At 70.9% G+C, this 23,641-nt stretch carries 19 protein-coding genes; 5 read left to right on the top strand and 14 right to left on the bottom strand.

Annotation, left to right across the window (positions count from 1 at the left end):
- The first annotated feature begins 22 nt into the window (after positions 1-22).
- Both dxs and FBY35_RS08300 read left to right on the top strand, forming a co-directional pair.
- Positions 23-1,936 (top strand): 1-deoxy-D-xylulose-5-phosphate synthase, encoded by a 1,914-nt coding sequence (gene dxs, locus FBY35_RS08305; protein WP_142213158.1) that lies wholly within the window; start codon positions 23-25, stop codon positions 1,934-1,936.
- Between the two features lie 163 nt (positions 1,937-2,099).
- Complete coding sequence (locus FBY35_RS08300) at positions 2,100-3,617, top strand: amino acid permease (protein WP_142213157.1); 1,518 nt, start codon at positions 2,100-2,102, stop codon at positions 3,615-3,617.
- 25 nt (positions 3,618-3,642) lie between these two features.
- Here FBY35_RS08300 and FBY35_RS08295 read toward each other — a convergent pair whose 3' ends face one another.
- The 6 genes from FBY35_RS08295 to FBY35_RS08270 all read right to left on the bottom strand — a co-directional run bounded on the left by FBY35_RS08295 (position 3,643) and on the right by FBY35_RS08270 (position 10,818).
- The gene (locus FBY35_RS08295; protein ID WP_142213156.1) at positions 3,643-4,029 is read right to left on the bottom strand and encodes an NTP pyrophosphohydrolase; all 387 of its coding nucleotides are present in this window, start codon (positions 4,027-4,029) and stop codon (positions 3,643-3,645) included.
- A 95-nt stretch (positions 4,030-4,124) separates the two neighbouring features.
- Positions 4,125-6,251, bottom strand: a complete 2,127-nt coding sequence (locus tag FBY35_RS08290; protein WP_142213155.1) for a 3-hydroxyacyl-CoA dehydrogenase NAD-binding domain-containing protein — start codon at positions 6,249-6,251, stop codon at positions 4,125-4,127.
- A 73-nt stretch (positions 6,252-6,324) separates the two neighbouring features.
- Entirely contained in the window at positions 6,325-7,545 is a 1,221-nt protein-coding gene (locus tag FBY35_RS08285) for an acetyl-CoA C-acyltransferase (protein WP_142213154.1), read from the bottom strand.
- 237 nt (positions 7,546-7,782) lie between these two features.
- Positions 7,783-9,057, bottom strand: coding sequence for a ribonuclease D (locus tag FBY35_RS08280; protein ID WP_142213153.1), 1,275 nt, complete (start codon positions 9,055-9,057; stop codon positions 7,783-7,785).
- Between the two features lie 78 nt (positions 9,058-9,135).
- The gene (locus FBY35_RS08275; protein ID WP_108153209.1) at positions 9,136-9,798 is read right to left on the bottom strand and encodes a response regulator transcription factor; all 663 of its coding nucleotides are present in this window, start codon (positions 9,796-9,798) and stop codon (positions 9,136-9,138) included.
- A gap of 348 nt (positions 9,799-10,146) precedes the next feature.
- Entirely contained in the window at positions 10,147-10,818 is a 672-nt protein-coding gene (locus tag FBY35_RS08270) for a DUF3000 domain-containing protein (protein ID WP_142213152.1), read from the bottom strand.
- A gap of 92 nt (positions 10,819-10,910) precedes the next feature.
- Between FBY35_RS08270 and hemE the strand changes: the two genes are divergently transcribed.
- A complete protein-coding gene (hemE, locus tag FBY35_RS08265; RefSeq protein WP_142213151.1) occupies positions 10,911-11,975 on the top strand; it encodes a uroporphyrinogen decarboxylase in 1,065 nt (354 codons plus the stop codon).
- A 120-nt stretch (positions 11,976-12,095) separates the two neighbouring features.
- Here hemE and FBY35_RS08260 read toward each other — a convergent pair whose 3' ends face one another.
- Positions 12,096-13,469 (bottom strand): FAD-dependent oxidoreductase, encoded by a 1,374-nt coding sequence (locus tag FBY35_RS08260; RefSeq protein ID WP_142214971.1) that lies wholly within the window; start codon positions 13,467-13,469, stop codon positions 12,096-12,098.
- 33 nt (positions 13,470-13,502) lie between these two features.
- Entirely contained in the window at positions 13,503-14,450 is a 948-nt protein-coding gene (locus FBY35_RS08255; protein WP_142213150.1) for a DUF4349 domain-containing protein, read from the bottom strand.
- Positions 14,451-14,578: 128 nt separating this feature from the next.
- Here FBY35_RS08255 and hemG point away from each other — a divergent pair, with 128 nt between their 5' ends.
- Together hemG and hemQ are read left to right on the top strand one after the other, a co-directional pair.
- Positions 14,579-16,021 carry a protoporphyrinogen oxidase gene (hemG, locus tag FBY35_RS08250; protein WP_142213149.1) on the top strand — a complete coding sequence of 481 codons (1,443 nt, stop codon included), beginning with the start codon at positions 14,579-14,581 and terminating at the stop codon, positions 16,019-16,021.
- 4 nt (positions 16,022-16,025) lie between these two features.
- Positions 16,026-16,739, top strand: a complete 714-nt coding sequence (gene hemQ / locus FBY35_RS08245) for a hydrogen peroxide-dependent heme synthase (protein ID WP_142213148.1) — start codon at positions 16,026-16,028, stop codon at positions 16,737-16,739.
- A 45-nt stretch (positions 16,740-16,784) separates the two neighbouring features.
- Here hemQ and FBY35_RS08240 read toward each other — a convergent pair whose 3' ends face one another.
- The 6 genes from FBY35_RS08240 to FBY35_RS08215 form a co-directional block, all read right to left on the bottom strand.
- Positions 16,785-18,386, bottom strand: coding sequence for an alpha/beta hydrolase (locus FBY35_RS08240; protein ID WP_142213147.1), 1,602 nt, complete (start codon positions 18,384-18,386; stop codon positions 16,785-16,787).
- Between the two features lie 86 nt (positions 18,387-18,472).
- On the bottom strand, positions 18,473-19,234 hold the full coding sequence (locus FBY35_RS08235; RefSeq protein WP_142213146.1) for a TIGR04222 domain-containing membrane protein: 762 nt from the start codon (positions 19,232-19,234) through the stop codon (positions 18,473-18,475).
- 64 nt (positions 19,235-19,298) lie between these two features.
- Positions 19,299-20,054 (bottom strand): DUF4142 domain-containing protein, encoded by a 756-nt coding sequence (locus FBY35_RS08230; RefSeq protein ID WP_142213145.1) that lies wholly within the window; start codon positions 20,052-20,054, stop codon positions 19,299-19,301.
- 95 nt (positions 20,055-20,149) lie between these two features.
- Complete coding sequence (locus FBY35_RS08225; RefSeq protein WP_142213144.1) at positions 20,150-21,163, bottom strand: TIGR04222 domain-containing membrane protein; 1,014 nt, start codon at positions 21,161-21,163, stop codon at positions 20,150-20,152.
- Between the two features lie 6 nt (positions 21,164-21,169).
- Positions 21,170-22,564, bottom strand: a complete 1,395-nt coding sequence (locus FBY35_RS08220; RefSeq protein WP_142213143.1) for a DUF692 domain-containing protein — start codon at positions 22,562-22,564, stop codon at positions 21,170-21,172.
- A gap of 141 nt (positions 22,565-22,705) precedes the next feature.
- Positions 22,706-23,467 (bottom strand): DUF4142 domain-containing protein, encoded by a 762-nt coding sequence (locus tag FBY35_RS08215; protein WP_186356882.1) that lies wholly within the window; start codon positions 23,465-23,467, stop codon positions 22,706-22,708.
- Between the last annotated feature and the right edge of the window lie 174 nt (positions 23,468-23,641).

The following is a 23,641-nucleotide window of genomic DNA, read 5'->3' as shown; positions in this document are numbered from 1 at the left end:
GCTCAACTGCAAGGAGGCACGGGTGGCCCTGCTGACCCGCATCACGGGACCGCGCGACCTGGACCGGCTCAGTCCGGAGCAGCTCGACCAGCTGGCCGCCGAGATCAGGACCTTCCTCGTGGAAGCGGTCTCCAAGACCGGTGGCCACCTCGGTCCCAACCTCGGCGTGGTGGAGCTGACGATCGCCCTGCATCGTGTCTTCGACTCGCCGAAGGACAAGGTCCTCTTCGACACGGGCCACCAGAGCTACGTACACAAGCTTCTGACCGGGCGCCAGGACTTCTCCCGGCTCAAGATGAAGGGCGGCCTTTCGGGGTACCCGGCGCGTGCCGAGTCCGAGCACGACATCATCGAGAACTCCCACGCCTCGACCGTCCTCGGCTGGGCCGACGGTCTCGCCAAGGCCAACGAGGTGTTGAAGAAGGACGACCACGTCGTCGCCGTCATCGGTGACGGGGCGCTCACCGGCGGCATGGCCTGGGAGGCGCTGAACAACATCGCGGCCGCCAAGGACCGCCCCCTGGTGATCGTCGTCAACGACAACGAGCGCTCGTACGCGCCCACGATCGGCGGCCTCGCCAACCACCTCGCCACGCTGCGTACGACCGACGGCTACGAGCGCTTCCTGGCCCGCGGCAAGGACATCCTGGAGCGCACCCCGGTCGTCGGGAAGCCCCTCTACGAGACCCTGCACGGCGCCAAGAAGGGCCTGAAGGACTTCATCGCCCCTCAGGGCATGTTCGAAGACCTCGGCCTGAAGTACGTCGGCCCCATCGACGGCCACGACATCGAGGCCCTGGAGTCCGCGCTCGCCCGCGCCAAGCGCTTCGGCGGCCCGGTCATCGTCCACTGCCTCACCGAGAAGGGCCGCGGCTACCAGCCCGCCCTCCAGGACGAGGCCGACCGCTTCCACGCCGTAGGCAAGATCCACCCGGACACCGGCCTGCCGATCTCCACTTCGGGCCTCGACTGGACCTCCGTCTTCGGCGAGGAGATGGTCGAGCTCGGCAAGGAGCGCAAGGACCTCGTCGCGATCACCGCGGCGATGCTGCAGCCCGTCGGCCTCGACAAGTTCGCCAAGGCATTTCCCGACCGGGTCTACGACGTCGGTATCGCCGAGCAGCACGGCGCGGTGTCCGCGGCCGGCCTCGCGACCGGCGGACTGCACCCCGTGTTCGCCGTGTACGCCACCTTCCTCAACCGTGCCTTCGACCAGGTGCTGATGGACGTGGCCCTGCACAAGTGCGGAGTGACCTTCGTGCTCGACCGCGCCGGTGTCACCGGCACGGACGGTGCCTCGCACAACGGCATGTGGGACATGTCGATCCTCCAGGTCGTCCCCGGTCTGCGGATCGCGGCCCCGCGCGATGCCGACCAGGTCCGCGCCCAGCTGCGCGAGGCCGTCGAGGTGGACGACGCGCCCACCGTGGTGCGCTTCTCCAAGGGAGCGGTCGGCCCCGCCGTGAAGGCCGTCGGCAGGGTCGGCGGCATGGACGTACTGCGCACCGCGGGCACCGACCGGCCGGACGTCCTGCTGGTCTCCGTCGGCGCGCTCGCCCCGATGTGCCTGGAGATCGCCGGACTGCTCGACGCCCAGGGCATCTCCACCACCGTGGTCGACCCGCGCTGGGTCAAGCCCGTCGACGAGGCGCTGGCGCCGCTCGCCGAGCAGCACCGCGTGGTCGTCACCGTCGAGGACAACATCCGTGCCGGAGGCGTCGGTTCGGCCGTCTCCCAGGCGCTGCGCGACGCCGGTGTCGACGTACCGCTGCGCGACTTCGGTATCCCGCCGCGCTTCCTCGACCACGCCTCCCGCAAGGAGGTCCTGGCGGAGATCGGTCTGACCGCACCGGACATCGCCCGTCAGGTGACCGGTCTCGTGGCCAAACTGGACGGCCGTTTCGAGAGCGAGTCGGTGGAGCCGGCCCGCGACTGAGCGGGAGTCAACTCGCCCGGTTTCCTTTTCTCCGATGGGCCGGTCGGTCACCCTGTATGGGTGGTCCGCCCGGCCCATTCGCGTGAAATCCACCCGTACGGAGCCCTGTCGGGCCCCGATGTCCGAATCATGGCGTTCACGACGAGTGCGCGGAGGTACGCCGGTGAGTACGCAGCAGGACACGGGCCCACGCGGGAACGGGCTGTTCAGGACCAAGACGGTCGAGCAGTCGATCCGCGACACCGAAGAGCCGGAGCATGCCCTCAAGAAATCTCTCTCGGCATGGGATCTGACCGTCTTCGGCGTCGGTGTCATCATCGGCACCGGCATCTTCGTCCTGACCGGGAAGGTGGCCAAGGAGAACGCGGGACCCGCGACCGCCCTCGCCTTCGTCGCCGCCGGCATCGTCTGTGCGCTCGCGGCTCTGTGCTACGCCGAGTTCGCCTCGACCGTCCCGGTGGCCGGGTCGGCGTACACCTTTGCATACGCCTCCATCGGTGAGCTGCCCGCCTGGATCATCGGCTGGGACCTCGTCCTCGAATTCGCGCTGGGCACCGCCGTCGTCGCGGTCGGCTGGTCCGGCTATGTGCGTTCCCTGATGGACAACGTGGACTGGCATCTCGCGAATGCACTCGAAGGGCCCGACGTGCCGGGCGGCACCTTCGACATCCTGGCCTTCCTGCTGGTCCTGGTGCTGACCGCAATCCTGGTGGTGGGCATGAAGCTGTCCGCCAACATCACCGCGGTCGTCGTGGCCATCAAGGTGACGGTGGTCATGATCGTGATCATCGCCGGGCTGTTCTTCATCGTGGGCGACAACTACTCGCCGTTCATCCCTGACGCGGTGACCCCGGAGGGCGGGCTGGGCTGGGAGGACGCCCCCATGGTCCAGCTGATTTTCGGCTACGAAGCCACCAACTTCGGCGTCATGGGCATCTTCACCGCCGCCTCCGTTGTCTTCTTCGCCTTCATCGGCTTCGACGTGGTGGCCACCGCCGCCGAGGAGACCAAGCTCCCGCAGCGCGACATGCCGCGCGGCATCCTGGGCTCGCTCCTGATCTGCACCGTGCTCTACGTCGCCGTCGCGCTCGTCGTGACCGGTATGGAGCATTACACCAAGCTGTCCGTCAGCGCCCCCCTCGCGGATGCCTTCAAGGCCGTCGGGCACCCCTGGTACGCCGGTGTGATCAGCTTTGGCGCCGCCGTCGGTCTCACCACCGTGTGTCTGATCCTGCTGCTCGGGCAGACGCGCGTGTTCTTCGCGATGAGCCGCGACGGCCTGCTGCCGCGCTTCTTCTCCGTCACGCACCCGCGCTTCAGGACCCCGTACCGCCCGACCATCCTGCTCGGCTGCATCATCGCCGTCATCGCCGGTTTCACCAGCATCAACGAGCTCGCGACCCTGGTGAACATCGGCACGCTCTTCGCGTTCGTGGTGGTGGCCGTCGGCGTGATGGTCCTGCGCCGCAGCCGCCCCGATCTGCACCGCTCGTTCCGCACGCCGTGGGTGCCGGTCATCCCGATCCTGTCGATCGCCGCATCCCTCTGGCTGATGCTGAACCTGCCGGGCGAGACGTGGCTCCGCTTCGCCGTCTGGATGCTCATCGGCTTCGTCGTGTACTTCCTCTACGGGCGCAGAAACAGCCGGCTCGGCAAGGTGGGCAAGGACGCCGTGTTCTAGGTCGCCAGATCCTCCGGAGCCGGGGCTATGTACGGCCGCCGGGCGGCTGAACGGCCCGTGGCCCCAGGCACTGTGCCCCATGCGCCTCCACGCGCCGTCTCAACTCCCGGTCCGCGGTGACGACCACACACGTCCGGCCCGTCTCACGGGCGGACGCCAGCGCCACGATCAGGTCGTCACCGCTGCCGGGTGCCGACTCGACTCGTACGTCCGGCGCGCTCTCCACCCCGCGGGCCGCGCCCTCCACGACAAGGACCAGCTCGACGGGACCGGGATGCCCCGGAAGCCCGGCGGGTGCGAAGGCCGCCAGCCGGTCGCGCAGCCGCTCGGCCGCCCCGCGCCTGTCACGCCACCAGCCGTCCGGGACCGAGCCGACCACATTCGCCGCGTCGACGATCACCAGAGCACGCATGCGCACAGCCTCGCACGGCACGGTCCGTCGCGGTGAACGCCGAACGGGCCGTACGGGAAACCCCGTACGGCCCGTTCGTGCCACAGCGGCCGGTGCTACGCCGGGACGCTCGCGACGCCCTGCGCCAGGAACGGCTTGCCGTTCACGCGCTGGGAGACACCCTCACGGTCCAGGTACGGCGTGATGCCGCCCAGGTGGAAGGGCCAGCCGGCGCCCGTGATCAGGCAGAGGTCGATGTCCTGGGCCTCGGCCACGACACCCTCCTCCAGCATCAGACCGATCTCCTGCGCCACCGCGTCGAGCACACGGTCGCGGGTCTGCTCCTCGGTCAGGGCGACATCGCCCTGCTTGAGGAGGGCGGCGACCTCCGGGTCCAGCTCCGGCTTGCCGGAGTCGTAGAGGTAGAAGCCGCGCTTGCCCGCCTTGACGACCGCGGCCAGGTTCTCGGAGACCGTGAAGCGGTCCGGGAAGGCCCGGTTGAGGGTCTCGGAGACATGCAGACCGATGGCCGGGCCCACGAGCTCCAGGAGGACCAGCGGCGACATCGGCAGACCCAGCGGCTCGACGGCCTTCTCGGCCACCTCGACCGGGGTGCCCTCGTCGATGACGTTCTGGATCTCGCCCATGAAGCGGGTCAGGATGCGGTTGACCACGAAGGCCGGGGCGTCCTTGACCAGGACGGCGGTCTTCTTCAGCTTCTTGGCCACGCCGAAGGCGGTGGCGAGAGCGGCGTCGTCCGTCTTCTCCCCGCGGACGATCTCCAGCAGCGGGAGGATCGCGACGGGGTTGAAGAAGTGGAAGCCGACCACGCGCTCCGGGTGCTGGAGCTTGGACGCCATCTCGGTGACCGACAGCGAGGAGGTGTTGGTGGCGAGGATCGCGTGCGCCGGGGCGACCGCCTCGACCTCCGCGAACACCTGCTGCTTGACGCCGATCTCCTCGAACACGGCCTCGATGATGAAGTCGGCGTCGGAAAAGCCCTCGGCCTTGTCCAGCACACCGGTGACCAGGCCCTTGAGGCGGTTGGCCTTGTCCTGGTTGATACGGCCCTTGCCGAGCAGCTTCTCGATCTCGGCGTGGACGTAGCCCACACCCTTGTCGACGCGCTCCTGGTCGATGTCGGTCAGCACGACCGGCACCTCCAGGCGGCGCAGGAAGAGCAGCGCCAGCTGGGAGGCCATCAGACCGGCGCCGACCACGCCGACCTTGGTGACCGGGCGGGCCAGGTTCTTGTCCGGGGCGCCCGCCGGGCGCTTGCCGCGCTTCTGGACCAGGTTGAAGGCGTAGATGCCGCTGCGCAGTTCGCCGCCCATGATGAGGTCCGCGAGGGCGGTGTCCTCGGCGTCGAAGCCGGCCTGCAGGTCGCCGCTCTTGGCGGCGGCGATGATGTCCAGCGCGCGGTAGGCGGCCGGGGCCGCGCCGTGCACCTTGGAGTCGGCGACGAAGCGGCCGCGCTCGACGGCCTGGTCCCAGGCCTCGCCGCGGTCGACCTCGGGACGCTCGACGGTGAGGTCGCCCTTGAGGACGGATGCCGTCCAGATCAGCGACTGCTCCAGGAAGTCCGCGCCCTCGAAGATCGCGTCGGCGATGCCGAGCTCGAAGACCTGCTTGCCTCGCAGCTGCTTGTTCTGGTTGAGCGAGTTCTCGATGATCACCGAGACGGCCTTGTCTGCGCCGATCAGGTTCGGCAGGATCGCGCAGCCGCCCCAGCCCGGGACGAGACCGAGGAAGACCTCGGGCAGCGAGAAGGCCGGGATCGCCTGGGAGACGGTGCGGTACGAGCAGTGCAGACCGACCTCGACGCCGCCGCCCATCGCCGCGCCGTTGTAGTACGCGAACGTCGGGACCGCGAGGCCGGACAGACGCTTGAAGACGTCGTGGCCGCCCTTGCCGATGGCGAGCGCGTCCTCGTGCCGCTTCAGCAGCTCGACGCCCTTGAGGTCGGCGCCGACCGCGAAGATGAACGGCTTGCCGGTGATGCCGACGCCGACGATGTCGCCGTTCGCGGCCTCGGCCTCGACCTGGTCGATGGCGGCGTTCAGGTTCGCCAGCGACTGGGGGCCGAAGGTGGTCGGCTTGGTGTGGTCCAGGCCGTTGTCCAGCGTGATGAGCGCGAAGGTGCCCGCGCCGGCCGGGAGGTCGAGGTGGCGCACATGCGCCTGGGTGACGACCTCGTCCGGGAACAGCTCGGCCGCGCCCTTCAGGAGTTCAGCGGTGCTCATGCCTGGCCCTCGCTTCGCTCGGTCCTGCATTCGCACGTGCTGCACCTTTCCATTGTTCGCTCGCTGCGCTCGCTCACGCGTTGCCTCCGTCAAAGTGCGGGTTCTCCCAGATGACCGTCGCGCCCATGCCGAAGCCGACGCACATGGTGGTCAGGCCGTAGCGGACGTGCGGCTGCTCCTCGAACTGCCGCGCCAGCTGCGTCATCAGACGCACGCCGGAGGAGGCCAGCGGGTGGCCGTAGGCGATGGCGCCGCCGTACTGGTTGACGCGCGCGTCGTCGTCAGCGATGCCGTAGTGCTCCAGGAAGGCCAGCACCTGGACGGCGAAGGCCTCGTTGATCTCGAACAGGCCGATGTCCTCGATCGACAGACCCGCCTTGTCGAGGGCCTTCTCGGTCGACGGGATCGGGCCGTAGCCCATGACCTCGGGCTCGACACCGGCGTACGCGTAGGAAACGAGCCGCATCTTCACCGGCAGGCCCAGCTCACGGGCGACGTCCTCGGAGGCGAGGAGCGAGGCGGTGGCGCCGTCGTTCAGACCGGCGGCGTTGCCCGCCGTGACGCGGCCGTGCGCACGGAACGGCGTCTTCAGGCCCGCGAGCGACTCCAGGGTGGTGCCCGGACGCATCGGCTCGTCGGCGGTGGCCAGGCCCCAACCGGTCTCGCCCGCCTCGGCGTTGGTACGACGCACGGAGACCGGGACCAGGTCCTGCTGGATCTTGCCGTTGGCGTACGCCTTCGCGGCCTTCTCCTGCGAGCGCACGGCGTACTCGTCGGCGCGCTGCTTGGTGATGGTCGGGTAGCGGTCGTGCAGGTTCTCGGCGGTCATGCCCATGAAGAGGGCGGACTCGTCGACGAGCTTCTCGCTCACGAACCGCGGGTTCGGGTCGACGCCCTCGCCCATGGGGTGACGGCCCATGTGCTCGACGCCACCGGCGATCACGACGTCGTACGCGCCGAAGGCGATCGAACCGGCGGTCGTCGTCACGGCGGTCATCGCGCCCGCGCACATGCGGTCGATGGAGTAGCCGGGAACGGACTGCGGCAGACCCGCGAGGATGCCGGCGGTGCGGCCGAGGGTGAGGCCCTGGTCGCCGATCTGCGTGGTCGCGGCGATGGCGACCTCGTCGATCTTCTTGGGGTCCAGGTCCGGGTTGCGGCGCAGCAGCTCCCGGATCGCCTTCACAACGAGATCGTCGGCACGGGTCTCGTGGTAGATGCCCTTCGGGCCCGCCTTGCCGAACGGGGTGCGGACGCCGTCGACGAAGACGACGTCCCTGACGGTACGAGGCACGATGGCTCTCCTCCAGGGTGCGGGATGGCACTGCTGCGGGCACGCGGCTAAGCGCGCGCTTCCTTCCCTCATGCTACTTGCGGGTAACCATCGTGCACAGTCCCAGAGGCGGGAGCGGTGAACGTCACACGGGGGCTTTGGCCCTCACCCGTGCCTCACAGGCCGACGGGGCTGGTTTTCTGCCCGCCCGGCTTTTGAGGACATACGGCCGAAGACCGCATACGGGGGTCGCAGGCGTCAGGGCGAGGCCGTCAGTGCCCGGGTCAGGAGGGGGGCCACCTGCTCGATCTGCCAGCGGCGCGCGCCGTACGAGGCCAGGACCTCGGCCACGGCGACCTCGCCGGTCTCCGTCGGCGGCTCCCAGCACACCCGCCGCACCGTGTCCGGCGTGATCAGGTTCTCCTGCGGCATGGCCAGCTCCTCCGCCAGTGCGGACACGGCCGCGCGGGCCGCGGAGAGCCGGGCCGCCGCCGCCGGGTCCTTGTCCGCCCAGGAACGCGGCGGCGGCGGACCGTTCAGCGGCTGGCCGGGCTGCGGCAGATCGGCGTCGGGCAGCACCTTCGCGCGGTCGACGGCCGCCTGCCAATGTTCCAGCTGGCGCCGCCCCATCCGGTGGCCGAACCCCGGCAGTGCGGTGAGCGCCTGCACATTCGCGGGCACGGCGAGCGAGGCCTCGACGATCGCGGCATCGCTGAGCACCTTGCCCGGCGACACGTCGCGCCGCTGCGCCGCCGCGTCGCGGGCGTTCCACAGCTCCCGTACGACGGCCATCTGGCGACGGCGGCGCACCTTGTGCATGCCGGACGTACGGCGCCAGGGATCCTTGCGCGGGGGAGCGGGCGGGGCCGAGGCGATCGCGTCGAACTCCTGGTGCGCCCACTCCAGCTTGCCCTGCCGGTCCAGCTCCTTCTCCAGCGCGTCGCGCAGATCGACGAGCAGCTCCACGTCGAGCGCGGCGTAGCGCAGCCACGGCTCGGGGAGCGGCCGGGTCGACCAGTCGACCGCCGAGTGGCCTTTTTCCAGGGCGTAGCCGAGGACGGACTCGACCATCGCGCCGAGCCCCACCCGTGGAAAGCCCGCGAGTCGCCCGGCCAGCTCGGTGTCGAAGAGCCGGGTGGGAATCATGCCTATTTCGCGCAGGCAGGGAAGGTCCTGGGTGGCCGCGTGCAGAATCCACTCCGTGCCGGCGAGCACCTCTCCGAGTCCGGAGAGGTCGGGGCAGCCGACGGGATCGATCAGCGCACTGCCCGCGCCCTCGCGGCGCAGCTGTACGAGATAGGCGCGCTGGCCGTAGCGGTAGCCGGAGGCGCGCTCGGCGTCGACGGCGACGGGGCCGCTGCCGGCGGCGAACGCGGCGATCACCCCGGCGAGCGCGGCGTCGTCGGCGACCACCGGAGGAATGCCTTCACGGGGCTCCAGCAAGGGAATCGGCGCCGGTTCGACGTCGTCCAGGGGAGCGCCCCCGGTGGTACGCAGTGCGGTCTCTGCTGCGGTCTCTTGGGCGTCGGTCACGTGTCAAGGGTATCCGTGAACGGAAGGCGCCCGTCGACGGAACGTTCCGTCGACGGGCGCGAAAGAAATGTAAAGCGGTCAGTGGATGATGCCGGTGCGCAGCGCGACGGCCACCATTCCGGCACGGTCTCCCGTGCCGAGCTTGCGTGCGATACGGGCGAGGTGGCTCTTGACGGTCAGCGCGGACAGGCCCATCGAGACGCCGATGGCCTTGTTGGACTGGCCCTCCGCGACCAGGCGGAGCACCTCGACCTCACGGCCGGAGAGCTCGCGGTAGCCGCCCGGGTGGCTCGGGGCACCCGGGGGGCGGCGGTGCATCCGGCCGGCCGCGGCGCCGATGGGGGCGGCGCCGGGTCGGGTCGGGTGCCCGATGTTCGTACGCGTACCGGTGACGACATATCCCTTGACGCCGCCCGCGAGTGCGTTGCGTACGGCGCCGATGTCGTCGGCTGCGGAGAGGGCGAGGCCGTTGGGCCAGCCTGCGGCTCGGGTCTCGGACAGGAGGGTCAGCCCGGAACCGTCGGGCAGGTGGACGTCGGCAACGCAGATGTCGCGCGGGTTGCCGACGCGGGGACGGGCCTCCGCGATGGACGACGCCTCGATGACGTCACGCACTCCGAGGGCCCACAGGTGGCGGGTGACGGTGGAACGGACGCGCGGGTCGGCCACGACGACCATGGCCGTCGGCTTGTTCGGGCGGTAGGCGACCAGGCTTGCGGGCTGCTCGAGAAGAACGGACACCAGGCCTCCTGGGGGGGAAGGTGCGGGACGGAGCCGGCTCGGGGGGAGGAAGCCGGGGCGAACCGTGCAGTTAGGGTCACAGACCTCTTCGGCAGCGAACCCTTCCGGCTTTAGAGAATGATCACGATTTGGTGAGTAACAATTGGGGCAATTCGGACGAGTGATCGATCATCCTACGAACGAACTGTCGTGCGCGGGCGCAGAAGGACGTGCGCGGGCGCGGTGCGCCAAGAGGCGGGTCCGCATGCGAGTTCGGCTTCGGGTTCCGCTCCGCCTCGGGGGTGCCCGGATCCGGGGTTGCTCCTCACGTCCGCGGCCCAGTGTCCGGGGCGCGGCCCAAGGCCGTTGTCAGCGCTGCTGCGGGCCCCGCCGCTGCGGAAGCGAGACGATGCCCGTCGCCGTGTCCGCCTGACCCGCCTGTGAGGGCGGCAGCCCGGCGATCTGGCAGAGCAGATCGCACCAGGCCGCGAGGTGTGCCGCCGAGTCCGGCACCCCGCCCGTGCCCTCCCGTGGAGTCCACGACGCCCGGATCTCGATCTGCGTCGCCGGACGCCGCTCGGAGAGTCCACCGAAATAGTGAGAACCCGCGCGGGTGACGGTGCCGCTCGGCTCCCCGTACGAGAGACCGCGGGCATCCAGCGCACCCGTGAGCCACGACCAGCACACCTCGGGAAGCAGCGGGTCGGCCGCCATCTCCGGCTCCAACTCGGCGCGCACCAGCGTCACCAGCCGGAACGTGCCCTGCCAGGCCTCATGACCGGCCGGATCGTGCAGCAGCACGAGGCGCCCGTCGGCGAGATCCTCCTCACCCTCGACGACCGCCGCCTCAAGTGCGTACGCGTGCGGGGCGAGCCGCTGGGGCGGGCGCGTCGGGTCCAGCTCGATCTCCGGCCGCAGCCGCGCCGCGCGCAGCCCCTCGACCGCCTGCCGGAACGCATGCGGGACGGCATTCCCCGCCGCACTGTCCGTGTCGTCAGTGCCGTTGGAATGATCGGAAAAATGTCCCTGAGCCGCAGCCATGCGGGGAAGAGTAGGCGGAACGGGAGCTTCGCGCAGGGAGGGACACCCTGCCCGGGGCGGCCACTTCCGCACCACGTGCGAAGATTCTGGGCGTGAGTGCCAACGACCGCCCCTCGGGCCAGCCGACCACGACGTACGACTCCGCGTTCCTGAAGGCATGCAGGCGAGAGCCGGTGCCGCACACGCCGGTCTGGTTCATGCGTCAGGCGGGGCGCTCACTGCCCGAATATCTGAAGGTCCGCGAGGGCATCCCGATGCTCGAATCGTGCATGATGCCCGAGCTCGTCACCGAGATCACCCTGCAGCCGGTGCGCCGTCACAAGGTCGACGCCGCGATCTACTTCAGCGACATCGTCGTGCCCCTCAAGGCCATCGGCGTGGACCTCGACATCAAGCCGGGCGTCGGCCCGGTCGTCGCCGAGCCGATCCGCTCCCGCGGCGACCTGGACCGCCTGCGTGACCTGACGCCCGAGGACGTCTCGTACGTCACCGAGGCCATCGGGATGCTCACCGGCGAGCTCGGATCCACCCCGCTCATCGGTTTCGCCGGAGCGCCGTTCACCCTCGCGAGCTATCTCGTCGAGGGCGGCCCTTCGCGCAACCACGAGCACACCAAGGCGCTGATGTACGGCGACCCGCAGCTGTGGGCCGATCTGCTCGACCGCCTCGCCGAGATCACCGCCGCCTTCCTCAAGGTGCAGATCGAGGCGGGCGCGAGCGCCGTGCAGCTCTTCGACTCATGGGTGGGCGCACTCGCCCCCGCGGACTACCGGCGCTCGGTGATGCCCGCATCGGCCAAGGTCTTCGACGCGGTCGCCCCTTACGGAGTGCCGCGTATCCACTTCGGCGTCGGCACCGGCGAACTCCTCGGCCTGATGGGCGAGGCGGGCGCGGACGTCGTCGGCGTCGACTGGCGCGTCCCCCTGGAGGAGGCGGCTCGCCGCGTCGGTCCGGGCAAGGCCCTGCAGGGCAACCTCGACCCGGCCGTCCTGTTCTCCACCCAGGAGGCCGTCGAGACCAAAACCCGCGAGGTGCTGGACGCGGCGGCGGGCCTGGAGGGCCATGTCTTCAACCTGGGCCACGGCGTCCTGCCGTCGACGGACCCGGACGCGCTGACGCGTCTGGTGGAGTACGTCCACACGCGCACCGCGCGCTAGATCCGGGGGGAACGGCTCCACGTGACACAGGACTCCCCGACGCTGGCCCTGCCCCGTATGGACCGCGGCCGGCGCCGGAGCACATAACCGTGATCAGGCCTCGGCTCTAGCGCACCCCCTCTAAAGCACCTCCCGGCGGACCGCCGTCACCGCCTTGCGGGCCGCCACCAGGACCGGGTCCCAGACCGGGGAGAAGGGCGGGGCGTAGCCGAGGTCCAGCACCGTCATCTGTTCCACCGTCATGCCCGCCGTGAGCGCAACCGCCGCGATGTCGACGCGCTTCGCCGCGCCCTCGGTGCCGACGATCTGGACGCCGAGCAGCCTGCCCGTACGGCGTTCCGCGAGCATCTTCACCGTCATCGGCGCGGCGCCGGGGTAGTAACCGGCGCTGTTCGTCGACTCGATCGTGGCCGTGACGTACTGAAGGCCCACGGCGCGCGCGTCCTTCTCGCGCAGTCCGGTGCGGGCGATCTCCAGGTCGCAGACCTTGCTGACGGCCGTGCCCACGACGCCCGGGAAGACGGCGTAGCCGCCGCCCACGTTCGAGCCGATGATCTGGCCGTGCTTGTTGGCGTGCGTGCCCAGCGCGATATGGCGTTCGCGGCCCGAGACCAGATCGAGGACCTCCACGCAGTCGCCGCCCGCCCAGATGTTGTCGTGGCCGCGGACCCGCATCGCCAGGTCGGTGAGCAGCCCGCCGTACTCCCCGAGCGGCAGGCCCGCAGCCCGGGCCAGGGTGGTCTCGGGCTCGACGCCGATGCCGAGGACCACGACGTCCGCCGGGTACTCCCCGTCCTCGGTGGCCACGGCGCGGACCCGGCCGCTGTCGCCGGTGAGGATCTTGGTGACCTCGGCTCCGGCCACGGTCGTGATCCCCATGCGGTCCATCGACCGGTGGACCAGGCGGCCCATGTCCGGGTCGAGTGTCGACATCGGCTGCTCGCCGCGGTGGAGGACCGTCACCTCGAAGCCGTGCTTCAGCAGCGCTTCCGCCATCTCGACGCCGATGTAACCGGCGCCCACGACAACCGCGCGGCGGTCCTCGACGCTGTCCAGGGTGGTCAGCAGGTCCTGGCCGTCGTCGAGGGTCTGCACGCCGTGCACTCCGGGCGCGTCGATGCCGGGCAGCGCGGGGCGGACGGGGCGCGCTCCGGTCGCGATGACCAGCTTGTCGTAGCCGGTCCACGTCTCGGTGCCGGTCCCCAGGTCACGGGAGCGCACCCGCCTGCCCGGGACGTCGATCTCCGTCACTTCCGTACGCATCCGCAGGTCGATCGCGCGCTCGCGGTGCTCGGCCGGCGTACGGGCGATCAGGCTGTCGCGCGCGGCCACATCACCGCCGACCCAGTACGGAATGCCGCACGCCGAGTACGAGCTGAAGTGGCCGCGCTCGAACGCGACGATCTCCAGCTCGTCCGGGCCCCTGAGCCTGCGTGCCTGCGATGCGGCGGACATGCCTGCCGCATCGCCCCCGATGACCACCAGCCGCTCCATTGCCATGGGAACACGCTACGGCGGTACGGCGGTTCAGTCCTGGTCGGGGCCGGAGCCGGGGCCGGGACAGGGCGTGTGCGCGGGCGCAGTCGCCGTTGCCTCGGCGGCCGGACGCCTGGGCAGCCGCGGGCGCAGCACCCAGCGCCACAACGCGTACAGCGCCGCGAGGACCGCCGCGAACGGGGCCACCGCGCCGAACGCCACCGCGATCCACCGGCCCGTCGCCACCAGGGCGTCCCAGCCACCGCCGAGCGCGTCCAGGAAGCCGGGGTCGTCGTCCTGCCTGTGCTCCTCCTTCTCGGGCTCGGAGAGCGAGAGGGTGATGGTCGCCAGCGCCGTACGGTCTTTGAGCGCGGCCTGCTGGGCGAGCAGTGACTCCAACTCCGCCTGACGGCTGCTCAGTTGACCCTCCAGTGTGACCACGTCGCTGAGCTTGGCCGCCCGGTCCATCAGCGCCCGTACGCGGTTCACGCTCGCCCGCTGGGTCGCTATCCGGCTCTCCACGTCCACGACTTGGTCGGTGACATCCTTTGCATCGGCCTTGCGGGACAGGAGCTTTCCGGCACCGGCCAGTTCGGCGAGTACCTCGTCGTACTTCTCCTGCGGAACACGCAGGACGACGCGCGAGGTCACATGGGTGTCGTCGATCCGCTCGGTGGACTCGTTGGCGACATGGCCGCCGGCGTTCTCGGCCGCGCTGCGGGCGGCTGCGAGTGCCTTGGGGGCGTCCTTGACCTCCACCTCGAGCACGGTCGTGCGGATGATGTGGGTCACAGGGCGCGGCAGGGGCAGCGGCTGGCCCGCCCGCCCGGCGCCGGAGTCCTTGCCGGCGGCGTACCCCGAGCCCGCCGCCCCCTCCGCCGCGGGCTTCGGGGCCGCCTTGTCGTCCGCCATGGACTGGTCGTCCGCTCCACCGCTGCACCCCGCGAGGGCGAGTGAAGCGGTCAGAAACAGTGCTGCGACCGTACGACGTGCACGCATGCCGGCCCCCCGGGGACAGATGGTGAGTGATGCCGGTTCGACGTACGGGGCACCTGTGCGGGTTGCCCTCTTTCGATCCCGATGCGGTCACGGTCAGGACTCGCTACGGCGTTTGAGAGAGTTGGCGTATGCAGCGCTCTATCCACCGCGTGGACACAGCTACGGGTCATGTCGTTGTCATCGGAGGCGGCATCGCCGGCCTCGCGGCCGCCCACCGGCTGCTCGACTCCGGTGTCCGCGTCACGCTCCTCGAAGCCACCCGCGATCTCGGCGGCAAGCTCCTGGCGGGCGAGATCGCGGGCGCCCCCGTCGATCTCGGCGCCGAGTCGATGCTCGCCCGGCGTCCCGAAGCCGTCGAACTGGCCCGTGCCGTCGGACTCGGCGACCGGCTCCAGCCGCCCGCGACGGCCACCGCCTCGGTGTGGACGCGCGACGCGCTGCGGCCGATGCCCAAGGGCCATGTGATGGGCGTGCCGGGCGACCCTGCGGCCCTCGCCGGGTTGCTCTCGCCCGAGGGCGTCGCCCGTATCGCGCGGGAGCGCGACCTTCCGCCCGCCGAACTCGGGGACGACGTCGCGGTCGGCGCGTTTGTGGCCGAGCGGCTCGGCCCGGAGGTCGTCGACCGGCTGGTCGAGCCCCTGCTCGGCGGGGTCTACGCGGGCGACGCCTACCGCATCTCCATGCGCGCCGCCGTCCCCCAGCTCTTCGAGGCCGCGAAGACCCATGACTCGCTGCTCGACGGCGTACGGGACATCCAGGCGAAGGCCGCCGGGCAGCAGGCCGCGGGGCCCGTTTTCATGGGCATAGAAGGCGGCATCGGCAGGCTGCCGGGCGCCGTGGCCGACGCCGTGCGAGCTCAGGGCGGCGAGATCCTCACCGACACGCCCGTCCTCGGCATGACCCGCAGCGCCGGCGGCTGGGAGATCCGCACGGATCAGCGCGTGATCGCGGCCGACGCGGTCGTGCTCGCGACGCCCGCCTGGTCCGCCTCCGCGCTGCTCGCCTCCGAATGCCCAGCAGCGGCGGCCGAACTCGGCCAGGTCGAGTACGCCTCGATGGCCCTGGTCACCATGGCCTTCCGGCGCACCGACCTGGCCGGCATGCCGGACGCGAGCGGCTTCCTTGTGCCGCCCGTCGACGGCCACACGATCAAGGCGTCCACCTTCTCGACCCGTAAGTGGGGCTGGGTGGACCAGGCGTCCCCCGACCTCTTCGTCCTGCGCACCTCGATCGGGCGCTACGGAGAGGAGGAGCATCTGCACCGCGAGGACGCCGAGCTCGTCGGGGTGTCCCTCCGCGATCTTCGCGAGGCGGTCGGACTGGCCGCCCGGCCCGTGGCCACCGAGGTGACCCGGTGGATCGGCGGCCTCCCCCAGTACCCCGTGGGGCATCTGACGCGTGTCGCCCGCATCCGCGAGGAGATCGCCAAACTGCCCGGCCTCAGGGTCTGCGGCGCGGCCTACGACGGTGTCGGCATCCCCGCCTGCATCGCCAGTGCCCGGCGCGCGGCCGACGAGATCATCGCCACGCCCACCCTGGCGCGAGGCACGGACCACGACGCGGGAGAATAGCCCCATGAGTGCGCCCGAAAAGATCCAGAACGCAGGCAAGAAGGCCAAGGACCTCAATGAGGTCATCCGGTACACGCTGTGGTCCGTCTTCAAGCTGCGCGATGTACTTCCCGAGGACCGGTCCGGCTACGCCGACGAGGTCCAGGAGCTGTTCGACCAGCTCGCCGCCAAGGACGTCACCGTCCGCGGCACGTACGACCTGTCCGGGCTGCGCGCCGATGCCGACGTCATGATCTGGTGGCACTCCGAGACCGCGGACGAGCTGCAGGAGGCGTACAACCTCTTCCGCCGTACGAGGCTCGGCCGCGCTCTGGACCCGGTCTGGTCGAACATGGCACTGCACCGGCCCGCCGAGTTCAACAAGTCGCACATTCCGGCCTTCCTGGCCGACGAGACGCCCCGCAACTACGTCTCGGTCTACCCCTTCGTGCGCTCCTACGACTGGTACCTGCTGCCCGACGAGGACCGCCGCCGGATGCTCGCCGACCACGGCAAGATGGCCCGCGGCTACCCGGACGTGCGCGCGAACACGGTCGCGTCGTTCTCGCTCGGCGACTACGAGTGGATCCTGGCCTTCGAGGCGGACGAACTGCACCGGATCGTCGACCTGATGCGTCATCTGCGGGCCTCCGAGGCGCGGATGCACGTCCGCGAAGAGGTGCCGTTCTACACGGGGCGGCGGAAGTCGCTCGCGGAGCTGGTGTCGGGCCTCGCCTGACAACCACCGACCGCGGGTGACCCCGGCCGCGGGTGACCCGGAAGATCAGAGGGCGTGCGGCACCTTCGGTGTGTCCGCGCGCTGCTCCAGCGACACCGGGTCCGGCTCCGGGTGCGGCGCGCACGAAGCGCGCCGCACCGGCGTCTCACCCCTGAGCAGATAGTCCTCCAGGTAGGCGTTGACGCACGTATTGCTCCCGCCACCGAGGCCGTGGTTACCGGCGTCCCGCTCCGTGATCAGCACGGCACCCTTCAGCCGCCGCGCCAGCTCGACCGCCCCCTCGTACGGTGTCGCCGCGTCCCGCTCGGCTGCCAGGATCAGCGTCGGCGGCAGCGCGCCCGTCTTCGTGCGCACATCCAGCGGCTGCTGCCTGGGCGCCGGCCAGAACGCGCACGGCAGATTCATGAAGGCGTTGTCCCAGGTCTCGAACGGCGCAACCTGCGCGAGGACGGTGTTGTCGCGGTCCCAGACCTTCCACTCGGTCGGCCAGGGCGCGTCGTTGCACTCGACTGCGGTGTAGACGGCGTTGGCGTTCTCCGCGTCCCGCGCCTCCTCCGGCCGAGGAGCGGCCTGGCTGATCAGCGGTTTCTCATTGCCCTTCAGATACTCGGAGAGCGCCGTGGCGCGCGGGATCCAGTACTCGTCGGTGTACGTGGCTCCCAGGAACGCCGCGTGCAGCTGACCGGGGCCCACGACGCCGCCCGCCGCCTCCAGGGCGAGGCGGGCGCTTGCCTTCTCGTAGCTTGTCGCCACCCCGTCGGGCGTGGCGCCGAGATGGAAGGTGCGGTCGTGCTTGGCAACCCAGGCGCGGAAGTCCGCCCAGCGGCTCTCGAAGGCGAGCGACTGTTCGAGGTTGCTGCGGTACCAGATCTGCCCGGGATGCGGATTGACCGCCGAGTCGAAGACCATCCGGCGCACGTGCGAGGGGAAGAGGGTCGCGTACAGCGCGCCGAAGTAGGTGCCGTACGAAGCGCCCATGAAGGTCAGCCGCCGCTGCCCGAGCGCCGCCCGCAGCACATCGAGGTCGCGGGCGTTGTTGAGCGAGGTGTAGTGGCGCAGCGCCTCACCCGCCGTACGGGCACAGCCCTGCGCGTACGCCTGCGCCCGGGCGATCCGCTCCATCTTGTACGACGGCGAGGGATGCACCGGGGCCAGGGTCGGCGCCTTGCCGAAGTCGGCCGGGTCCTGGCAGGACAGCGGGGCCGAGCGGCCCACCCCGCGCGGAGAGTAGCCCACGATGTCGTACGCCTCGGCGATCCGCTTCCACTCGGGCAGCTGGGCGACCAGCGGGAAGGACATGCTGGAGGCACCGGGCCCACCGGGGTTGTAGACGAACGCTCCCTGGTGTCCGTCCGCCGGTCCGCTCGCCTTCACACGGCTCACCGTCAGGGAGATCTGACGGCCCGACGGCTCGGCGTAGTCGAGCGGCACCTTCACCGTGCCGCACTGGACGGGGGCGGGGAGCATCTCGGCCTTGGGGCAGGGGCCGAAGGAGATGCCCGCGGCCTCGGCGCGCCCGGCCGCGACGGCCGTGCCGTACGACTCCGCGTCCTTGGTGCTCGTGCCGCCGGCGGGGGCGACTGTCAGTGCGGTGATGACCAAGGAACTGAGGCCTGTCGCTGCCCCGTACATCGCCAGTGCTCTCATCGCGTTCCCTTCGCGCGGACGTCGGCCGTGCGGAAAAGGAACCCCAGAGCGATTCGACTGTAAAGGACCGATGTGCGGTGTCGGGTTCAATGACTCCGATGCGCCGTTCGGCCACCGCTGAACGCAGCCCGCAGCTTTGGATCGTCGAGCGCGCGGACGCCGCCCACGGCGAGAGCGGCGAGCGTGTCCTCGGTGGACAGCGCGCCGAGCAGGCGCTGGCCGCTGGGCGATGCCCAGCGGGTGTACGGATGCACCTCGATGCGCGCGATGGCCAGACAGCCCAGGCTGAGCAGCAGGGGCAGTGCGAACCAGCCGAGCACCTGCGTGGTCGCGCCCTGCCCCTCAGGGAGCGTCAGCACGGCCGCGGCCGCCATCGCGACCGTGAGCACGCTCGCGCCCCACACCCCGCGCACGGCCGCCGCGAGGCCCGACCTGGCTCCGTCCGGGACGGCGAGCCCGGCGCTGACGAGCCGGTCGGCGAGGGCCCGTACGGCGTCGGCCGCAGAAGCGGCCGCCCGGACCGGGGCTATGCGTGCCTGGCCCGCGGGCCCTATCGCGCCGATGACCGAACGCTCCAGGTCGTCCTCTCCCTCCGGGTCGACGACCGTGGCCCAGCCGGTGTGCGCGAGCATCAGCATGCGGCGGCGGTGCATCGAGACCAGGGTGAGCTCGGCGACCCGGTGCGGGCCGCCCGACAGGAACGCCGCCTCGTACAGGCTCAACTGCCGCTTCTCTGCCCCGCCTTCGGGGGACGGCGGGCGGGCGGCTTCCACCGCGGCGATGCAGAGCCGCGCGCAGCTGACGGCTGACGTGGCCCAGGCCACCAGCACGAACAGGACCCAGAGCATGGCTGCTTTCTACGCGAGATGTCCGCGTCGGCGCCATGGGTTGTTCACTATGCGGATCCCGGCGTTATCCGTTCGTGATGTCGGAGCGCGGGCGGGAGGCCGCAGGCGGCAGCGAGAAGGAGGGGGTCGGGGTGGGTGTGAGGGCCTGGGCCGGTGGCGGTGCGGCCCCCGGGACGGGCGGCGGCGGCCCGGTCGGGCTCGCGGTCCCGGTGCCCGCCGCCTGGCTCGCGATCGCGTCGAAGTCGACGAGGCCGGTCGCTTCCAGGATCTTGATGTGGTCGAGGACGGTGGTGTTGGCGTCGTCGGCGAGTGCGCGCACCAGGGTGTTGCGGGTGCTGTTGCGGATGTCCGCGACGAGCGAGAAGACCTTGCCGTGTGCCCGGCGCAGGATATTGGCGAACTTCGTCTCGTACTCCCGGCCGCGCGCCCGCGTGAACTCCTTGAGCCAGCCCTGCTGCTGGGCGGTCGGCTGGTTCGGCAGTTCCAGGTTCAGCCGGGCCGCGACCTCGCGGACGCGAGCGTCGAGATACGTGTGGCCCTGAACGAGATGCTCGCCCGCCGTCCTGACCGCGATGCTGGGGGCGCGGCCCACGGCCTGCCGGCCCGCGGGCAGCTCCCACAGGCCGGCGAGTCTGACCCGGACGACGAAGTCACGGTCGGCGGCGGACAGCGGGCCCCAGGGGGTGGCGACGGAACCGGCCCGGAGGTTGGCCTCGGCGGTTCCTGAACGGTCGTCGTACGACCAGAGGGGGAAGAGCATCGCGGCGACGGTCGCCGTCAGGGCGACGACGATCAGGCCGGTGCCGGTGAGGAAACGCATAGTGCCTCCTGCGTGCGGTCCGCACGCTAGTCGGCTGCGTGGTGATCCTGTGGGTGCTTGGCGGAAGTGCGAGGTGGGGCACCGGCGAGCGGGGGTCAGGTGCTGCTGCCGCAGCTGGAACCGCTGGACGATCCACAGCTGGAACCGGACGAACTGCCGCAGCTGGAGCCACCGGACGATCCACAGCTGGAACCGGACGATCCGCCGCAGCTCGAACCGCTGCTGCAGGCTGAGCCGGAGTCGCCCGAGGATCCCCCGCTGCCTGCCCCGCAGCCGGAGCTCCCACAGCCCGACCCCGGGCTCGACCCGGCACACCACACGGCCACGAAGTCCGTGGACGACGGCGAATGGCTGCCGGTCCGGGCCGCCGGGTTCCGGGCCGCGGCGACCAGCTGCGCCTGGAGCGCGGGGTCCGGCACCGCGCGCAAACCGTGCAGCGCGACGAGATGGGCCGCCGAGAACGCCTGCGCGTACTGGATTCCGTACGACCGCAGGGCATGCTGTCCGGCAGTGGTGATCCTGCGCCGGGCACGTCCCGCCACGACCAACCCGATCACGCAGCCGGCGATCAGGGCCGGGAAAGCCATGACGACGAACGGCACGCCGGGGTTCTCGTCCCTCACGAAGCTGATGATGGTGAGGACGAAGGCGACCGGCAGGGCGAGCAGGCTCAGAACGCCCTGGGAGATGCCCCACACCCTCAGTCCGCGGTTCTGCCCCGGCGTGGTCATCAGACCGCGGGCGGCAAGACCGTCACCGATCTCCTGCACGGCGGGGTGTCGCATCACCGCGAGGCGCAGTGTGTGCAGCGCCCCGGTCGGCGCGGCGGCCAGCTGCTCGAACACCGCGCGCTCGACGGGGTCGTGGGCGAGCGGGTGGCGTACGGAGACGATGCCCGGGCCGCCGATCTCCACCCGACCGTCCGCGTGCAGCGCGGCGATCGCCGCGTCGACGACCCTGGCCGGGCCGCCGCTGAGGAAGGCGGCTTCATAGACGTCCTGGACGGGTCCGGCGGTGGCGTGGCCCGGCCGGGCGGAGGACGACCGGACGATCAGCGCGGCGGAGGACGCGCCGACGGCGAGATAGACGAGAACGGCGAGCAGGACCATCGGGGTTCACCTCCGGGAGAGGGCGGCACGGGCGGCGCGTACGAACCGGGTGGCCCGCCGCGGCGGATGCGGGGCGGCGCGCTCCTCCCACCAGCCGGTCAGCAGACGGCGGGCGGACTCGTCCTCGGGGCGCCCCGCGATGAGCAGCGCCTCGGCGAAGTCGAGGGCGTCCCGCCGGTAACCGGCCTGCATGGGCCGGGACTTGGCGTACGCGAGGAACGCGTCGCGGTAGCCGCGGCCGAGGATTTCGGGCAGCTCGGGAGCGACCTTGGCGACGACATCGGCGCGCTTGGCGGCGAGAGCACGGCTCTGGACACGCAGGCGCCGGGAGTCGAAGCCTTCGGGTGTGGGGGTGCCTGCGACGAGGGCGGACAGGAGGGCAGCCTGACCGAGCGCGAGACGCTCGCGCGCACCGGGGTTCTCCTCCGCCCCGGTCTCTTCCCGCTCCTGGGGGCGGGTCTCCGGCCCTCCGTGCGCGCGAGCTCCGCCCGGCGCCTCGGGCGTCCCGGCCGCAGGTGCGGTGGTGCCGCCCCGCGCCGCGGCGCGGACTTCGCCGCGCGCGTCCGGCGTCCGGCCCGCGGGTGCCGCCCCCACCGTCGTGCGGATCGATGTGAGTTCCGCCGCCAGTTCCTCCGCGGGGGGAAAGTCGTCGTCCCTCTCCAGCAGCACTCCCGGCGGCGTCACCCGGTCCCGCAGCGCCGACAGGATGTCCAGGACCGGCTGGGTGACCGGGTGGGCGTGGGTGTCGTGCCAGACGCCGTCGCGTTCGATGCCGCCCGCGACGTGGACGTACGCGATCGCCTCCACCGGGAGTTCGTCCAGCGCCTTCACCGGGTGCTCGCCGCGGTTGATGTGGTTCGTGTGGAGGTTGGCCACGTCTATCAGCAGGCCGACGCCGGTCCGCTCCACCAGTTCCGCCAGGAACTGGCCCTCCGTGAGTTCCTCGTCGGGCCAGGAGATCAGGGCCGCGATGTTCTCCAGCGCCAGCGGCACCGGGAGCGAGTCCTGCGCGATCCGGACGTTCTCGCAGAGCACCTTCAGCGCGTCCCAGGTGCGTGGCACCGGCAGCAGGTGGCCCGCCTCCAGCTGCGGGGACGCGGTGAGCACGCCTCCGGCCCGTACGAACGCGATGTGTTCGGTGACCAGCGGCGCCCCCAGCGCCGTCGCGCGCTCCGCCAAGTCCGCGAGCCGCTGCTGCGACGGGCGGTCCGCGCCGCCGAGGCCCAGGGAGACGCCGTGCGGGATGATCCGGGTTCCGCGCGAGCGCAGCCGGGTCAGGGCGGCGGGCAGATGGCCCGGGCAGATGTTCTCCGCGACGACCTCGACCCAGTCGACGCCTGGCAGTTCCTCCACCGCGTCCGCGATCTCCGGGCGCCAGCCGATACCTGTACCGAGTTCCATGGGTCCCCTCCTCTGCGCCGTTTGACGGTGCGTGCAGGGCCTATGGCCCCGCCGGACGGCGGTGAATCCAGAGGAGGGGACGTTCAGAGGTTGATTTGAGGTTCCGCCCTCGGCTGCCGGATGCGGGGAACCCCGGGCCGGCTACGGACGGTTCGTGTTGATCGCCGTCGGTGCCCCCGGCCCTGTCGACGGCCGCGACGTGTACGACTGGTCCCCGGTCGGCGAAGCCGGAGCGGGCTGCGGCGGCAGGTTGCCGTCCGGCGGCGGCGGGCCGGTCGGGCTGGCGGTCGCCCCGCCGGCTGCCTCGTTCGCGATGCCGTCGAAGTCGACGAAGCCGGTCGCCTCCAGCATCGTGATGTGGTCGAGCACCGTCTGGTTCGCGTCCGTCGCCAGCTGGCGTATCAGCGTGTTCCGGGTCGTGTGCCGGACCTGGGCGATCAGCGCGAAGACCTTGCCGTGCGCGTTGCGCAGCAGATTGGCGAACTTGCGCTCGTAGTCCTGGCCGCTCGCCGCGGACATCTCCCGCAGCCATGCCTGCTGCTGCTCGCTCGGCTGGTTCGGCAGCTCGACGCCGAGCTTCGCCGCAACGTCGCGCGCCCGCTTGTCGAGGTCGGTGTGGCCGACGACGAGGTGGTCACCCGCGTCTTTGATCGCCTTGGAGGGGGCGCGTTCGATCGCCTGCTGGCCCGCGGGCAGCTCCCAGAGTCCGGCCAGCCGGACCTTGACGAGGAAGTCGCGGTCCGTGGCCGTCAGGGGCCCCCACTGGGTCCCCACAGTGGAGGCATTGAGGTTGTCCTGACCGGTGCCGGAACGGTCCGCGTAGGACCACACGGGGAACGCGAGCGCTCCTACCGTGGCGACCAGAGCCGCGATGATGAGTGCTGTCCCGTTGATGCGCCGCAACAATGTGCCTCCAGAGCCGATGCCTTACACGGCAACCAACCGCCCGTTGAACCGCGGTTCAAAATAATCGGCGGTACTGAGAGGTACGTAACGGGGGTCCCGAGTGTTCAGCCGCGCAGCAACGGATGATCCGCGACCACCTTGCAGGACCCCGGCGCGATCTCGGTAATGCCC

It is taken from the genome of Streptomyces sp. SLBN-118 (assembly GCF_006715635.1).
Classification (GTDB): domain Bacteria; phylum Actinomycetota; class Actinomycetes; order Streptomycetales; family Streptomycetaceae; genus Streptomyces.
The sequence above is the reverse complement of the archived record's forward strand: the minus strand, read 5'-3'. Positions and strand labels throughout refer to the sequence as shown.

Bases quoted from the DNA above. Each gene is read 5' to 3' on its own strand.
- FBY35_RS08295 (WP_142213156.1), bottom strand. From the start codon at position 4,029: ATGCGTGCTCTGGTGATCGTCGACGCGGCGAATGTGGTCGGCTCGGTC.
- FBY35_RS08290 (WP_142213155.1), bottom strand. From the start codon at position 6,251: ATGAGCACCGCTGAACTCCTGAAGGGCGCGGCCGAGCTGTTCCCGGAC.
- FBY35_RS08270 (WP_142213152.1), bottom strand. From the start codon at position 10,818: ATGGCTGCGGCTCAGGGACATTTTTCCGATCATTCCAACGGCACTGAC.
- FBY35_RS08260 (WP_142214971.1), bottom strand. From the start codon at position 13,469: ATGGAGCGGCTGGTGGTCATCGGGGGCGATGCGGCAGGCATGTCCGCC.
- FBY35_RS08255 (WP_142213150.1), bottom strand. From the start codon at position 14,450: ATGCGTGCACGTCGTACGGTCGCAGCACTGTTTCTGACCGCTTCACTC.
- hemG (WP_142213149.1), top strand. From the start codon at position 14,579: ATGCAGCGCTCTATCCACCGCGTGGACACAGCTACGGGTCATGTCGTT.
- hemQ (WP_142213148.1), top strand. From the start codon at position 16,026: ATGAGTGCGCCCGAAAAGATCCAGAACGCAGGCAAGAAGGCCAAGGAC.
- FBY35_RS08240 (WP_142213147.1), bottom strand. From the start codon at position 18,386: ATGAGAGCACTGGCGATGTACGGGGCAGCGACAGGCCTCAGTTCCTTG.
- FBY35_RS08235 (WP_142213146.1), bottom strand. From the start codon at position 19,234: ATGCTCTGGGTCCTGTTCGTGCTGGTGGCCTGGGCCACGTCAGCCGTC.
- FBY35_RS08230 (WP_142213145.1), bottom strand. From the start codon at position 20,054: ATGCGTTTCCTCACCGGCACCGGCCTGATCGTCGTCGCCCTGACGGCG.
- FBY35_RS08225 (WP_142213144.1), bottom strand. From the start codon at position 21,163: ATGGTCCTGCTCGCCGTTCTCGTCTATCTCGCCGTCGGCGCGTCCTCC.
- FBY35_RS08220 (WP_142213143.1), bottom strand. From the start codon at position 22,564: ATGGAACTCGGTACAGGTATCGGCTGGCGCCCGGAGATCGCGGACGCG.